This window comes from Chloroflexota bacterium (assembly GCA_016887485.1).
Lineage (GTDB): Bacteria > Chloroflexota > Anaerolineae > Anaerolineales > Anaerolineaceae > Brevifilum.
On record CP069394.1, the window covers coordinates 1411654 to 1427809 of the forward strand.

The following is a 16156-nucleotide window of genomic DNA, read 5'->3' on the forward strand; positions in this document are numbered from 1 at the left end:
TAAAATATTTTCAATAAATATTTTTATGAGCCTCATTCTAAAAGAATAGATTGCGAATGTCTAATACAAGTTTTCGTTGCTATGATTTATTTTATTTATCAATTCCATTTACCCACTAAAAGACATGGTCTTTTCATTTAAGCGGATTTTCACTCAAAAAATATTAATAAATTTTTTTATCAGTCAAATGGATTCTTGAATTGTACTTAGGCCAATTTTCATGATAAAAATGGATAAAGTTAGTAAAAATTTTTCTTATTGAAGATTTGCATGAGGTGTGACATTATCAAGCCATTAACAATTCGCGACATCGAAATCGGAACTGGTATACCAAAGATTATTGTTCCCATCGTCGGTAAAACCCAGAAAGAAATCCTGTCAGATGCGAAATCCATCGTCGAAATCGGCGCAGAACTAATTGAATGGCGCGCTGATTTCTATGAAGATGTTCGCGATGAACAGAAAATCAAAGAAACTCTGCACGTTCTCCGGCTGATCATTGGCGATATTCCTTTAATTTACACCATTCGCACTGCTGCAGAAGGCGGACAAATTCAGATCTCCGGTCCAAATTATGCCGATCTCCTCAATTTTATTGCCAGCCTCGGCGACGTGGATATTATTGATGTTGAATTGTTTAAAGAAGGCCTAAAGGTAGATCAACTCGTTCAGGACCTTCATGCACATGAGACTTATGTCATTATGTCCAACCATGATTTTTATGCGACACCAAATAAAGATGAGATCATCAGCCGTCTTAGGAAAATGCAAGAGCTTGGCGCTGACCTACCAAAGATCGCTGTGATGCCAAATTCATCCGCCGATGTTCTCACCCTATTGTCGGCAACCGAAGAAATGGCAACCAAATATGCCGATCGCCCCCTGGTGACCATGTCCATGGGCGGTCTCGGTTCGATCAGCCGATTGAGTGGAGAAATCTTCGGATCATCTATGACATTTGGCAGCGCAGGCAAGAGCTCTGCGCCGGGACAAATTTCCGTTAGTGAATTGAAACAAAGTTTGCTAGCCATCCATTCCTCACTGGACAAATCGTAATTATTTATTTTTCAATAGAGCTTCCATTTACAAGCGTCTGGTGAAAAAACCAGAAAGGACAATTGCTTATTATGATGGGCAACACGTTTGGTCGAGTATTTCGAGTAACAACTTGTGGCGAATCCTATGCAGGTTGCTTCCGCAAAGATAGAGGCATCCCTGAAACGTTGTATGGTGGATTACTCACAATCATTGATGGCGTTCCCGCCGGCATCAAGATCACGGCTGAGGATATTCAGATTGAACTGGATAAACGCAAACCCGGACAAACTCCGCTTGATTCTCCCAGGCTTGAAAAGGATAAGGTATATATTTTTTCCGGTGTGATGGAAGACGATCTTTCCACAGGCGCTCCCATCGGGATTGTGATCCCCAACAATGATATTAAAGATGTCCATGTGGGCCAATATCGTGATTATCGCTGGAATATCCGCCCCGGCCATGCAAAATATGGCTTCATGAAGAAATATGGCGAGTTTACTGATTGGGTAGGCGCTGGACGAGCCTCTGGCCGAGAGACAGTCAGCAGAGTGGCCGGTGGTGCCGTGGCCAAACAGATCCTTGATAAAATGGGGATTGAAGTCCTGGCCTATACAGTGGCTTCCCATGGGATCAAGGCCAAGCCTGTGACCTTTGAAGAGGCCAAGAAGAATTATCGCGCCAACTCAATCAATTGTCCTGATGAAGAAGCAGCCCAGAAGATGATCGAAGATATCCTGGCTGTCAAGGAAACCGGCGATACCTGTGGTGGTGTGGTTGAGGTGGTTGTTCATGGTGTGCCTGCTGGGCTTGGCGAACCGGTCTTCGATAAGCTTTCTGCAACCATTGCTCATGGGCTGATGTCCATCGGCGCTGTTAAAGGTCTGGAATTTGGTGCAGGCTTTGGCGTTGCTGATATGCTGGGTAGCGAATGCAACGACGAAACCTACGTCAACAAAGAAAACGGCCGGGTGAACTTCTACTCCAACAATTCCGGCGGTATCCTGGGCGGCATTTCCAATGGTGATGAGATCCGGCTCCGGGTTGCTGTCAAACCCACCCCCACTGTCTCCGTTCCTCAACGGGCAGTGAACATGGATAAGATGGCCGACGAAATTCTTGAGCCGATCACCCGCCGAGACGCCTCAATTCTCCCCCGGATCTATCCCGTCTGCGAAGCAATGGTCCGGCTGGCTTTGGTTGATGCCATCCTGATGGTCAAGGGTTCTCGGGCAATGACAGACATGGATCCAAAATGGGATTTAGTCTAGTTTAGACGTAATACACAAATTTTGGAGAGCCTGTCTGAAAAGCAGTAAGAACATCGTTCTACGCTTCGATATTCAAGGCTCTCCTTTTTATTTACTGAACAGGATAAATTGATTCATATGGCTCAAGAATTCTCACTAGCTCAATTGACGGTACTAAACGCCTCTCCAGTGGAACTGGCGACTATCGCCTCCCAGGCGGGTTATGACTATTTCAGCATGCGACAAATCTATATGGGGCTGCCCGAAGAACCGGATTTCGACCTCTCAAAGAATAAACAGCTCATGTCGGAAACCAAACGCGTTATGGAAGAGACAGGCATCCGCCTATTAGATATCGAGCTGGCTCGAATTGTCGATGATGTAGACCCAGCCAGATATGAGCCTGCTTTTCAAACCGCAGTAGAATTAGGCGGGAAGCATGTGCTTAGCAGCATCTGGACGGACAACCGAGACCTGTATATGACCCGCTTCGCCCAGCTTTGTGACCTGGCGGCTCAATACGATCTGACCGTAGAGCTGGAATACGTCCCCATCGCAGCCGTCAAGGACCTGTCAGGTGTGGTAGCGGTGCTGAATGAAGTTAGCCGGGAAAACGCCGGGATCCTGGTGGATATTCACCACTTCCACCGGGCTGGTGACAAACCGGAAATCCTCTCAGTTCTGCCCAGGAATTGGTTCCATATGGTCCACCTCTGCGATGCAGAGGTAGAGATTCCAACCACTACCGAGGAAATGATTTATATTCTAAGAGAAAATCGGGCTTTTCTGGGAGAAGGCGGCATTGATGTCAAATCCATCATCTCCGCGCTGCCCCAGGTTCCCTACTCCATTGAACTGCCCAGGTTAAGCTATAGTTCGCAACATGGCTATTTGGAACACGCTAAAAAGTGTCTCGAAACCTCAAAACAATATTTGGGTGTCGAATAATCTTATAAATGTAAAACGGTTTGTAATTAGGAGAATTTCAAGTGGAAAAACTTGTCGCTGATCAAATTGTTGACTATCTTGAGCGCAGGGGCGTGACGCATATCTTTGGCCTGTGCGGCCATACAGTCATCGCCATGCTGGATGCGCTTAGCCGGAGTGAAAATATCACCTATGTAAGCAATCGCCATGAGCAGATTGCCGCAACAGCCGCGGATGGCTACGCACGAGTGACCCATAGGGCCAGCGTAGTCCTTTGCCACCTGGGGCCTGGGCTGACAAATGCCACCACCGGCGTTGCCAATGCCAGCCTGGATGGGATCCCGATGGTTGTCATCGCCGGGGATGTCCCAAGTTACTATTTTGGCAAGCACCCCCATCAGGAAGTCAACATGCACGCTGATGGGGATCAATTTGAGATCTATCGCCCATTTGTGAAGCGAGCCTGGCGAATTGACGATCCGGAATCACTGCCAAGGATCCTGGACAGAGCGTTCCAGCTTGCTGAGAGCGGCAAACCGGGTCCCGTGCTCATCTCCGTACCCATGGATATGTTCTCCAGGAAAATCCCCACCAAATTGTTTGAACGAACCTTCAGCAATTCCCATGAGATCGCCAAACCAGCCCTGGATAGAACAATTGCTAAAAAGATCGCTGAACGTCTGCTCTCCGCCAAATCTCCGGTGATCCATGTTGGGGGCGGCGTCAGGGCCTCACAAGCCGAGAAAGCCTTACAGCAGCTCGTGGAATACCTTGAGGTTCCCGTCTCCAGAACATTGATGGCGCAAAGCGTGCTGCCGGATACCCACCCGCTCATGCTGGGACAAACCGGCTTCTGGGGGTCGGAATTGACCCATAGCTATACGTCACAGGCTGACCTGATCCTGGCGATAGGCACCCGTTTTGCCGAAGCCGATTCGTCCTCCTGGTATGATGGAATCACCTTTGACACCAACAAGACAAGCTTCATCCAAATCGATATTGAGCCACAGGAGATCGGCCGGAACTACCCCGTGGAAATTGGCGCGGTGGCTGACCCTCGGCTCGCCCTTGAACAGATCCTTGAAGAAGTGAAGCAATGCCAGCCTGAACCCATCCAACATCCGGAAACCATCGAAAAGATCTCAAAGGCCCGCGAAGCGTTTGCTAAAGAGAATCATTCACTCAAGACGGATGACCGTTTCCCCATGACGCCGCAGAGGATCCTATGGGAGGTCAAACAGGTGCTCCCCGACGATGCCTTGATTTTCACCGATGTCGGATGGAACAAGAATGGCGTCGCCCAACAATATGCCGTGACTCAGTGCGACACGATCCATCATCCCTCCGGATTAGCTACCATGGGCTTCGGGCCCGCCGCTGTGCTTGGCGCAAAACTCGCCGCACCGAAAAAGGTCGTTGTCACTTTGGTGGGCGATGGCGGCTTTGGAACTAATCCATCCGTGCTGGCCACAGCTAGGGAAATGGCCCTCCCGATCATCTGGATCGTGATGAACAATTCAGCCTTTGGGACCATCGCCGGGCTTGAGAAGGCCCACTACCATACCGAATTTGGTACCGTTTTCAAAGCAGATGAACAGCCTTATTCACCGGATTGGGCGCAGGTAGCCAAAGGATATGGAATTCAAGCTGCAACAATCAATTCCGCTGAGGAACTTGGCCCACAGTTAAAGGTTGCCCTGGAAGCCAATGCACCATTCCTAATCGATTGCCCAATGGAAAATATCCCCGTGCCTACCCCAGGGATCTGGAACATCAATGATATTTATACTGAAAAGCCAGAAATAACCAATGGACGCAAAAAATTTGCTGATGAAGAGTAGTAACTAAATTAAACTAAAAAAAGAGCTTGCAAAATGCAAGCTCTTTTTTTGTTAGAAATAAATTTCGAAGTTCGAATACTTCCTCAACAAGCTCATGGGCACAATTTTAAGAAGTTTTCGAAAAATGGGTTTCGCCGTCAAAATGCTAACCAGAAGAATACGAAAACCAGCAAAATAAAACACTGGTTTCATCTTAATCTCGCCATCAGGTGCAGTCATCTTGATCTTAGGTGTTGATTTGCCAAACACGCGATATGCGAGCCTGATCCGTGCCCACAGGGCTAGTTTCTTATGTAGGATTGGCCTGTGTTGGGAATGCAGGAATTTATCGATCCCCACCTCTCGTAAGACGAGTTTATTAGCAGCGCGGGCACTTTCTAATAATTCAAAACCAGTTTTAGTGCGGGCAACTACAATCGACTTCTCATCGGGCTGCCGAATATCTTCAAGCCGGATTGCATCACCTGTGGAGATATCAGCCAGGTCAGCCGTTGCATCGTGGCATAAAAGACAGCGGGGATGTCCAAATATCTGACCAGAAAAACCCTGAAGTTGTTCAGGCTTATACACATGGACCTCCTCGCCATTCGCCAATGTCACCATCAGATGACCGGGCCATTCAGGTTGCCGATATTTGATATCCTTGACATCAGCCATGTCAATACCATAACGCTCAAAAGCAAAGCGCTGCCCCTGAATCGTCGGTCGTCCCCCACAATAGAGGCCAATAGTAAATGCAATCTTTTCCTGCAGGCTTTTATTAATGGCCTGGGCTTTTCGCAGTGCTTGAATTTCACAAGGCAACCCTACAAAGGCAAATTTACCTTCCGCATGACGTATCTCCCTGAGGCACTGACCAATGGGCGCTGGCCAATAGAATGAACCGGCAGATTTGAGAACGGATTCCTTATCTGTGGCCAAAACCGCTTTCAATTCGAATGGCAGACCCTCCTGTGGGGTCAGGAGGTAAGCCCCCCGGATCATCCCGGATTCAATAGCATGAATGATAAGCGAGCTGACGATCCCTCCTGAAGCGGAGGTCTTCTTGACCATTTCATCCGGGCTATATCCTAAAAATGCCTGGATGGTGTTTCCGGCCCAATAGTCTTCAGGTAGTTCCCCAAACACCTGCCTGTTGAGCTGGTCCATATCTACTACAGCCCCGGGGCAGACTTTCAAACAGATCCCAGAACATTTCTCACAAAAGCTGTCATCCTGGATATGGATCCGATTTCGCCCCTCATCATCAGGAACCAATTTAATATTATTGTGAGGGCACATGCCCTCACAAGTTCCACACTCTAAACAAAGACCGGTCTGATCAACTTCAAGAACATTCTTCATAGGTTATCATTCTTTCAATTTGATCACGCCGGATCAGAGATTATCTCAAGGTCCGCACCTAAGGCTGAAATATCCTTTATAAAACCGGGATATGAAACGCCGGCCGCCTGAGGATCAGTGATATAAGTCGGCCCATCAGCAACCAAACCGGCAATCGTAAAACTCATCATGACGCGATGGTCCTTGAATGAATCGACACTTGCTCCTTTGAGCTTCTTGACGCCCTGGATGATCAACCCATCCCGCGTAACCTCCACCGGGACACCCATCTTGTTTAATTGAGCCATCGCTTCTAACCGGTCACATTCTTTATAATGGACCTGTTCAGCATTCACAATCCGGCTCTCACCCTCGCCATGAGCCAATAAAATGCTCAAAACCGGGATCATATCAGGAGCATCATTACAATCGATCTCAATGCCCTTCAGCGGCTTGCCGCCATAGACCTCAATGGTCTTCGCCTCAGCGTCAATTCGGACATCCGCGCCCATCTGCTCAAGCGCTTCCAGTATCTTCGATTCCGGATGGAAAGCATTGGGGTCCATATTGGAATAACAAATATGTGAATCGCTGATGGCAGCCAAAACCAGACCAAATGAAGCCAAGGCAATATCACCCGGAATATGGACCTGGGCTGGATGGAATTTTTGGCCACCTTTTACGAAGAAACTGGAGTGGTCTTCTTTTCCCTCAGCTTCAACGCCAAATTGAGCCATCATCTGGATCATCAAATCCGTGTAGCTTGCTTCGTTCAGTTTTCCATCTTCAATATCAACCGTCACGTCATGACCGGTAAACGGAGCCGCTAAGAGTAATCCGCTGGTCCAAGGCGAGATCAATCCATTGATCCACACATGATCCGATAGTTTTGTGATATCTCCCGAACGGATGACAACCGGCAGCAAACCATTCGAGCGAGTTGACCAGGTATCAATGCCCCAGCGGTTCAAAGCATCAATATAGGGTCCCAAAGGCCTGGAGCGCAAGGACTCATCTCCGGTGTAGACAATCGTGCCCGGGGCAGTTGAGGTGACCGCCAGCAGGAAGTTGATGGTCGAACCCGAGTTACCACAATCCAGGATATTCGCCGGAGTCTGGAATGGGCCGCCAACTACCTTATACCCGTTCTCGATGGCTGTAAATTTTATGCCCATTTGAGCCAGACAAGTAACCGTGGACATATTGTCCAAGGAGGTGCTCATTCCGGTAATGGTCGATTCACCCTCAGCCAACGCTGCGAGAATCAGCGCTCGATGTGTGTGATATTTCGAAGGAGAAGCCTTTAATGTTCCCTCCAGTGAATGCTCTAATGGTGAGACTTTCAATACATTCATTATGCTAGGATCCTTTCACAAATGGTTCAATCAGCTCAATCTTGCTTATTTTAAAGAGTTCTGGCAGACTTCAAACATCAAGTCTACAGTGGGTTTAACACCTGTCCATGATTCAAAACAGATCGCGCCCTGGTAAACCAGCATTCCAAGCCCGGATATTGTCTTATGACCTTCGGTTTTTGCGCGAGAGAGGAATTTGGTCATTTGGGGGTTATAAACGATATCAAAAAAGGCCGCCCCATCCGGTAAATCCACACCATCAGGCCAGGGAGTAGTATCGACCTTTGGTGACATTCCCACCGGGGTTGCGTTGACCACTAAGTCAAGTCCATTCAGACTAAGATTTCTGAAGTTTTCTTCGCTAGGGGGTAAATATTCCACTTTATCAGGTGAATATACTGATCCCAAATCATGAATCAATGACGCTGCCTGTGATTCAACGGTATCCATCACCGTAATGTGCTGGATATCAAACTGTGAAAGGCCAAAAAGTGCCGCCCTGGCAGCGCCACCTCCGCCGATCATCAGAATATTAAATCTGTCAGGTTCCAAGCCTTCTGAGGTAAGATGCTGGATGAACCCAGGGGCATCGGTATTCATTCCGATCAACTTGCCATCGATGTTCTTAATCGTATTAACCGCGTTCATCTTCATAGCCGTGTCTTCGACCTCGTCCAGATATTGGATGACCTCGGTTTTGTAGGGCACGGAGACGTTGCACCCCTCAAAAGACAAAGCTTTCAACCCCTTAACCGCTGCTTCAAGCTCGCCGGGCCTTGTCCCCAGGGGTAAATAAACCCAATCCATCCCCAAGGACTCAAACACGGTATTGTGCATGATGGGACTAAGGCTGTGACCGACAGGCCAGCAAATCAGGCCTAATTTCTTTGTTTTTGAAGTGATCATTGATATCCTATTCCTATTCTTCGTCCTCAGGTTGGTAGAATTTGGGCAATTCTCGATCGGCAACGCCGACATAACCAAAATCTACCGGATCAATCCGCCGCATCCGGGGCATACTCTCAATTTCTTCATAGGCATGGATGAGCAAACTGGACAGACGCGCGATGAGGAAAGGCGCGTTCCCAAGCCCAACCGGGTAACCCAGCTCGCAGAGAATCGCCGCAACCGCCCCATCGACATTAATAGGCAACTCTTTACCAGCCCTTTCAGATAAAGCCTTTGAAATAGCCTGGGCAATGGCAAGGTATTGTCCGTTAACACCAGCATCCATTGTCAGCGCGAAAAGTTTATCAACCCGAGGGTCATGATGATGTTGGCGATGGCCAAAACCTGGGATCTTTCTTCCTGCTTCTTTTTCACTCTGTAGAAAATCCACCACGATGGCAGCTTTTTCTTCTTCGCCGCCGGAGGTTTCTTCAGTCAATTCTAAAACCTTTATCAGAACTTTCATACAATCTTCAACAGCAGCACCATGAGATTTGTCCAGCGTCAGGAAACCAGCCACTGCAGCATTTTTCATACAAGCGCCACCCGAGGCAGCAGTCCTGGTGGCCAAAGCGGATGGCGATCCAGGTCCATGATCAATAGAAGCCACCATTAGGGCATCAACGACTCTGCCAACCTTTGGCGAGGGCAGTTCACCCGTGAACAGTAAGTGGACAACATGAGAGAATGGAACTGTTCCCATCATCTCTACCAGATCGTATCCCCTAACTCGGATCTGATCTTCCGTTGTATAAGATATTTCAGTATCCCAATGTTTTATGGTCGCCATAATCTACCCTTCAGTTTTTAATATGAGTTATTAGCCTGCTAACTGGCATCTCGCCTTCTTCGATGCTGTACTTCACCGAAAATTCTTATATGCCAGGCGAGCCCAATCATAAATTTTTTTATCGTAACAATTTATCGAGAAAAATATTTTTAATGTTGGTGAGATAATTTCTTGAACATTTATCCTGGTTGGCTCATCCGTCAAGTGAAAATCCAGCTCCCAGGCTATTAATGTACTGTGACGTTATACTTCTCATTAGATATTTTATGAGGTCGCAGCATCGGCGTCAATCGAAATAACAGAGGCCATAATATAAATATTTATTAACTGCTTGATTTTCAGCTCGAATAATTTTATGGATTATACAGATTGGATTTTTTCAGCGGAGTTATACCGGACCACAGAAAGACTTCCCCTCCCCCTGTCCGGATCAGGACCTTTAAAGGGTTTATAATTAATGTTTCAAACGGGAGGCCATTTTGAACTCCAAAACAAGTTAGCCAGTAGAATTATACCCTTGACATTAAGAAGGCTACGCAACATGTTTAAAAAACAATCGCTATCCTCAAAAAAGAACTTCGCAAAACTATTACAAGCCAGGGATTTTATGGGAAAGGGCAACTTTCCTGAAGCTTTGAAAATATATCAACCCTTATTCAAGTGCACAGAGTCTGCATTGGTTGCAAGTGCCATTTCATCATGCTATATTCTGATTTCGGACTTTACCTCTGCATATAAATGGATCCATAAAGCAATTTCCATTGATCCCCGGGAAGAATACATTACATCTTTGGCTTTTTACCATTGGTTTGAGGCTGATTACGAAAATTCCGCAAGACTTTATAAAGAGGTCCTGAGCATAAATCCGCACAACACTTTTGCGGCAGACCAAATCATATCAATCTATATAACTCCGGGAGGAGAACAATGGGTTGATGAAGATTACGCAAAAGATTGCCTGCTCACTATAAGCAATAATTCCGTTATTGATCAATCATATTCTTACTATTTATTGGGAAAAATAGCATTCAAACATCATGAGTATCAGGCAGCAAGGGGATACCTGGAAAAAGCTGCGGTTTTCGGTCGGCCTTTAGGAGAACGATATAATAAAGAGATGATCGAAATGATGGAAATCATTTCCCAGGAAGGCGCTAAGGCTTCTTAGTGAATTTCCCTTGATTGATCCGCTTAAATTCTTTTGCGAAGGTTGGGTTGGTAAAACCCAAAACTAGTTTTTTCTTCTTGGTTTTCCGGGTGAAATAAAGCTCAAATTCATTCACAGCCTTGACCCAAGTCTGAACCGATTTTCACCTCATCGGAAATCTACTCTTTCGTTTTATCATCATTATCAGAAACCAAATGCAAATATCCTCGCAGGCACTCCAGTGATTAAAGACGGTAGCGTCAAAAAAACAACGCGATTGACCTAATCTCACAACCGCAAGTTGATGGCCTGCTCATTGGTAGATGAGCATGGGATATGGATAATTTTCTAAAAATCATCTCCAAGGTTGAGGAACTCAATACGCGAATGTCGCAACTTTTCAATCCAGCAATGTAAATTTTCTTGAAAATGGGATTGATCACCAAGTAGCAAATAAGTATGCCTTGTGTCACTGACAAAGCCTTACATATGAAAGCCTATATCAGTGTTTGGATCACGTCCATGCAAAAAAGCAGATACGTGATGCAGATTGAAAGGGCTGGACAATCGGTAATATGGAAACTATCGAATAACCCTGAAGTTTCTGTTTATCTATATAGGTTGTTCAGAAGGGTATGTTAGAATTATCATTATTCGTAGAGAAAAAACCTTCCAGCATCTTACCAGTACTTATAACCATTTCTATTCAAAATAAGCGAGGTCTTATGACTGCTCCTTCTTCTGGTAATTGCGTTTTAATCACTGGCGATTTGGCTTTGGATTGGCATATCATCAATCAGGCACAAAATCAGGGGGACAGTATCGGCTGGAACAGAAATATGTGGACCAGGGCCTGCTCTCAAATCGGCGGGGCCGGGCTGCTGGCTGATCTAATTAAACAGTCCACAGCTTTGGATCCCCAACTCCAATCAACAACATTCCTAACGCCCAATATCTCCAAGCAGCCTTTTCACCCCTGTCAGGACCAGTTTCATAACTCCTATGCTCTTTGGTCGAAATTCTCAGAGGGAAAACAATCCGTCTGGCGGGTGTCACAGTTCCTCGGGTTAGACCCGGTCGAGAGTTATGTGAAGGATGGAATAGCGCCCTTCCCCATCTCAACCACCGAAACGCCCAATGTCCTCGTGATTGACGATGCCAACCTGGGATTCCGCGATCACCCAGAATTCTGGCCTGATGCCATTAAAAATGGGGCTGATCTGGATTGGATCATCTACAAGATGGCTTGTCCTATCGCCCAAGGACCCCTTTGGGAACATCTCCGCGACAACTACGCCGAGAAACTGGTAGTTGTCATTCCCGTTCAAGACCTCCGAAAGAGTGAAGTCCATATCAGCCAGGGCCTGTCCTGGGAGCGGACCGCACAGGATATTGTGTGGGAATTGGTTTATAACCCAACGATCAACAGCCTGGGAACCTGTTCAGATGTCATCGTCTCTTTCAACCCCGCCGGTGCCGTCCATCTGACCCACAGAAAAGCAGGACAGCTCAGCCCTGTGCCCGAAGGTTTCTTATATTTCGACCCGGATATCATTGAAGGCAGTTGGCGGGAAAAACACAGCGGTGAGGTTATAGGCTACACAACCTGCCTGACCAGCAGCCTTGCGCATCAGCTCATCAAAGACCCGAAAAATCCTGATCTTTCCCAGGGCATCCAATCCGGGCTTTCAGCCATTCGGCTCCTGCACCTGGAAGGATATCAGCTCAATCAGGATAATCCTGAAAAACTTCAATTCCCAATAGAATCCATTGCCAGGCATATCACTGAGCCCTCTGCATCCTTTGCCAAGGTCAAGATCCAAAATCCAGTGTTTGTCTATGACCAAAAGGCAAGCCTATCGGATGAAGAGAGGCGCAATGGCTGGTGGACAATTCTCGAAGATCAATATCTTGAAAATCTGCATCAAATTGCGGAAAAGATTGTTCTGAATGGCATTGAGCCAACCTTGAAAAATGTCCCTCTGGGGAGATTTGGACACCTGTTATCCGTGGACCGGCAGGAAATTGAGAGTTTTCGCAGTATCCACAACCTGGCCAGCGAATATCTGAAGAAAGGGAACCAGAAGAAACCACTTTCGATTGCGGTATTTGGCGCCCCAGGTTCCGGTAAATCCTTTGGCATCACCCAGGTGGCTCAATCACTGGCAGAGGGCCAGGTAGAGGTGTTGGAATTTAACCTCTCCCAGTTCTCCGGACCGGAAGAGATCATTGATGCTCTTCATCGCGTGCGTGATGTGGTACTGTCCGGTAAAATCCCGCTGGTCTTTTGGGATGAATTCGATTCCCGGTTGAACGACCAGGATCTGGGATGGCTGCGCTTTTTCCTCTCCCCCATGCAGGATGGTTCCTTCCGTCAGGAGCAGATCGTTCATCCAATTGGACGTTCAATATTCGTCTTTGCTGGCGGAACGAGTCACCGAATTGATGAATTCGGCAAGAAATTATCTGATGAAAAGTATCGGGCCGCCAAAGTGCCTGACTTTGTCAGCCGGTTGAAGGGCTTCGTGAATATCATGGGGCCAAACCCGCCAGAGAACACAATGGAGTCAGATCCCTATTACATCATCCGCCGGGCCATCTTATTGCGGTCACTACTTGAAAGATCCGCGAAGAATCTTTTCACCAAAATTAACGGCATAAAGGTTCTAAATATTGACGGCGGCGTACTCAAAGCTTTCCTTGAGGTAGATAGGTACAAACACGGCATCCGGTCAATGGAATCGATCATCACAATGAGTTCGCTTAGCGACAAGCATGCCTATGAGAGGTCCTGCCTGCCCCCCAGCGACCAATTGAACCTGCATGTTGATTCGGTCGAATTCCTCTCACTTGTGCAGACCATGAAGCTGCAAGGTGAGCTGCTGGAAAAACTCGCCCAGGCAAATCACACGATCTATCAACGGATGATGACCGGGAAATCCACCGGTTCGGCCCAGGACAGCAGTAAGAAAGATTGGGACGACCTGCCGGAGGACGAAAAGGAACAAAATCGCAATGCCATCAAAGATATTCCCAATAAATTAGCATCCATCGGTTACGTGATGATCCCCTCCAGAAGCAACCAGCCAATCTTCCACTTCCCACAGCAAGATCAGGATGCCATTGCCCTGGCAATGATCGAACATAACAGATGGTGGAACAATAAACTGGAGATGGGCTGGGAAGTTGGCCCTGTTACCGATAAAGAAAATAAAATCCATGCCTCGATGGTCCCCTGGGAAGAACTCAGCCCGGAAGAGCAGGAAAAGGACATCGAGTTCATCCGGGCGATTCCGAAAATCCTGGCCGAAGCAGGCTATACAATGAATAAAGTGAAACAGGACGAGAAGGCTTAATCTTGACCCGGATTGGTGTTACAGGACACAGAATCCTGGCAGAAATAGGAAAACTAAATCAAGCGATTGATATCGGTTTAATTAAAATTGAAGAATGCCTGCCTGCGCCATTCGCTATTGTCTCTTCGCTCGCTGAAGGAACAGATCAATTGGTCGCTGAACGCGCATTGACACGGTGGCCGGATTGCAGCCTGATCGTCCCCCTGCCCTTGCCAACCCCGATCTACCAATCCCAATTTACCAACCAGGATGCGCTGGCGACTTTCAACCAGCTCCTTTCCGCTGCTGATGAAATCATGTCCCCACCTGAAGCAAAAGACCTGCCGGATGCTTACCTGCAAGCCGGACAGGTGATGCTTGAGATGAGCGATGTGATCATCGCCATCTGGGATGGAGAGCCGGCTCAGGGTATTGGTGGCACAGAAAATATCGTTGCCCTGGCACGCGAGAGGGGCATTTCACTGGTTTGGATCCATGCCGGCAACCGCCGACCGGGGACCGACAAGCCAACGAGCCTTGGCCACGAGCAGGGCCAGGTCAGCTTTGAAGGGCTATAGCCCAGCAGAAAAAATCAACATATTACTTGGAGAGTTAATTCATGACCCATGATGTTTTCATCAGCTATTCACACACAGATCAGGCTGTCGCCAACGCAATAGTGGCCAGCCTTGAAGGCGAGGGCATCCGCTGCTGGATCGCGCCTCGGGATGTCACCCCTGGGCAGACCTGGGGCGAGGCTATTGTGGATGCCATTGAAGCCTCTCAAATCATGGTGATGGTACTCTCCGACAATTCTAACCACTCCCGCCAGGTCCTTCGTGAAGTGGAACGGGCAACCGCCAAAGAAGTGATTATCATCCCATTCCGGATCGAAAATATTGACCCGACAGGCGCAATGGCGTATTTTCTTTCCGCCGAACATTGGCTGGATGCGCTCACACCCCCGCTGGAAAAGCACATTAATAAACTCGTCCGGACCGTTTCAGCGTTTCTATCCGGCGAGCAGCCTCCTGACAAACCTTTCCAATCCGGCCCAAAAAAGAAGAAGTGGCTGCCTTATATGATCGGGATGGCTGCCGTTCTGGTGTTTTCCATTTTGGGCTTCCTGGTCTACAGAGCACTCAATCCGGTTCAGAATAGAGTACCTGACAGTCCTGGCACCACACCTACCTCATCCATTGTATCCGCCATTGAGCCCACGGTAACCACTGCCTCAGTGTCCAGCTTCGAGCTGATCGGTGAATATCGGACATCTCATGCCGCTGAGGGCCTGTACATTGAGGATAACACGCTCTACCTGGCGAATGGCGCGGACAACCTGATGCGAATAAATGTCAGCAATCCCACCAATCCCATGCCTCTGGATGTCTATAGCGCCTATGGCGCGCTGGAAGTGGCCGTTGAAAATGGCGTAGCCTATATCATCATCGGCGAGGACTCCAAAGAGTTTCTGGTGATCGACTTCAATAACAACACATCCTTCACCTATTCCAACCAAAATAGTGATCTCCCCTGGAATTTATCTCACCTGGCCGTCCAAAATGACCTGGTACATATCACCGGTCATAATTACTGGGGCATTATTGACCTGACAGACCCGGGCAATGCCAATGAACTTTGGAGCTGGGAGCCACCGACTAATTCAGGCGTGACCTGCACCGTTGTGCTGGATGGCGATATCGCTTATATCGGTGCCGGTTGGGAAGGACTCTATGTTTTTAATATCAGCGATCCGAGCAGCCCTGAGCTCATTGGCGGCTATGACACGCCCAATTGGATCGTGGGCATGTCCCTTTCCGGTGACAACCTTTTCTTATCCCTGGGCGATACCGGCCTTCTAGCGCTGGACGTCTCGGACCCCAGCCGACCGATCATGATGGATACCCTAGAAACCGACGGATACGTCATGGAATCCTCGGCCACCGAAGACACGCTATTCCTTACCTACATCGTCATGGATGGTTATGATGTCGTGGAAAGCGGTGTTTATGCTATTGATATCACCGACCCGGCCAAGCTGGCTATCATTGCAACCTACACTGACCTGCATCAGGCTTCAGATATCCAAGCCTGGGGAGACGCCGTTTTTGTAACGGACAAACCCTGGGGACTTGCCGTTCTGCGACTGACCCCCTAATCCGATTCATTGCGAGGCAAATATGGATCGCGCCGTGTATGTGTGCT

At 47.8% G+C, this 16156-nt stretch carries 12 protein-coding genes; 8 read left to right on the top strand and 4 right to left on the bottom strand.

Annotated elements, in window-relative coordinates; genetic code table 11:
- Positions 1-282: 282 nt before the first annotated feature.
- The 4 genes from JR338_06345 (at position 283) to JR338_06360 (ending at position 5053) form a co-directional block, all read left to right on the top strand.
- Entirely contained in the window at positions 283-1056 is a 774-nt protein-coding gene (locus JR338_06345; GenBank protein ID QRN84375.1) for a type I 3-dehydroquinate dehydratase, read from the top strand.
- A 71-nt stretch (positions 1057-1127) separates the two neighbouring features.
- Entirely contained in the window at positions 1128-2306 is a 1179-nt protein-coding gene (aroC, locus tag JR338_06350) for a chorismate synthase (GenBank protein QRN82070.1), read from the top strand.
- 117 nt (positions 2307-2423) lie between these two features.
- On the top strand, positions 2424-3233 hold the full coding sequence (locus JR338_06355; protein QRN82071.1) for a sugar phosphate isomerase/epimerase: 810 nt from the start codon (positions 2424-2426) through the stop codon (positions 3231-3233).
- A 41-nt stretch (positions 3234-3274) separates the two neighbouring features.
- The gene (locus JR338_06360; GenBank protein QRN82072.1) at positions 3275-5053 is read left to right on the top strand and encodes a thiamine pyrophosphate-binding protein; all 1779 of its coding nucleotides are present in this window, start codon (positions 3275-3277) and stop codon (positions 5051-5053) included.
- A 51-nt stretch (positions 5054-5104) separates the two neighbouring features.
- Here JR338_06360 and JR338_06365 read toward each other — a convergent pair whose 3' ends face one another.
- The 4 genes from JR338_06365 to JR338_06380 are packed head-to-tail and all read right to left on the bottom strand — an operon-like array spanning position 5105 to position 9469.
- Positions 5105-6397: a Coenzyme F420 hydrogenase/dehydrogenase, beta subunit C-terminal domain gene (locus JR338_06365; GenBank protein ID QRN82073.1), complete on the bottom strand. Its 1293-nt coding sequence runs from the start codon at positions 6395-6397 to the stop codon at positions 5105-5107.
- A 23-nt stretch (positions 6398-6420) separates the two neighbouring features.
- Entirely contained in the window at positions 6421-7731 is a 1311-nt protein-coding gene (gene aroA, locus JR338_06370) for a 3-phosphoshikimate 1-carboxyvinyltransferase (GenBank protein ID QRN82074.1), read from the bottom strand.
- A gap of 45 nt (positions 7732-7776) precedes the next feature.
- Positions 7777-8637 (bottom strand): shikimate dehydrogenase, encoded by an 861-nt coding sequence (gene aroE, locus JR338_06375; GenBank protein QRN82075.1) that lies wholly within the window; start codon positions 8635-8637, stop codon positions 7777-7779.
- 13 nt (positions 8638-8650) lie between these two features.
- Positions 8651-9469, bottom strand: a complete 819-nt coding sequence (locus tag JR338_06380) for a citryl-CoA lyase (GenBank protein ID QRN82076.1) — start codon at positions 9467-9469, stop codon at positions 8651-8653.
- Between the two features lie 541 nt (positions 9470-10010).
- Between JR338_06380 and JR338_06385 the strand changes: the two genes are divergently transcribed.
- The 4 genes from JR338_06385 to JR338_06400 all read left to right on the top strand — a co-directional run bounded on the left by JR338_06385 (position 10011) and on the right by JR338_06400 (position 16109).
- Positions 10011-10637, top strand: a complete 627-nt coding sequence (locus tag JR338_06385) for a hypothetical protein (GenBank protein ID QRN82077.1) — start codon at positions 10011-10013, stop codon at positions 10635-10637.
- 704 nt (positions 10638-11341) lie between these two features.
- A complete protein-coding gene (locus JR338_06390) occupies positions 11342-13972 on the top strand; it encodes an ATPase (GenBank protein ID QRN82078.1) in 2631 nt (876 codons plus the stop codon).
- Positions 13973-13974: 2 nt separating this feature from the next.
- Positions 13975-14529 carry a hypothetical protein gene (locus tag JR338_06395; GenBank protein ID QRN82079.1) on the top strand — a complete coding sequence of 185 codons (555 nt, stop codon included), beginning with the start codon at positions 13975-13977 and terminating at the stop codon, positions 14527-14529.
- A gap of 41 nt (positions 14530-14570) precedes the next feature.
- Positions 14571-16109, top strand: a complete 1539-nt coding sequence (locus tag JR338_06400) for a TIR domain-containing protein (GenBank protein ID QRN82080.1) — start codon at positions 14571-14573, stop codon at positions 16107-16109.
- The last annotated feature ends 47 nt before the right edge of the window (positions 16110-16156 follow it).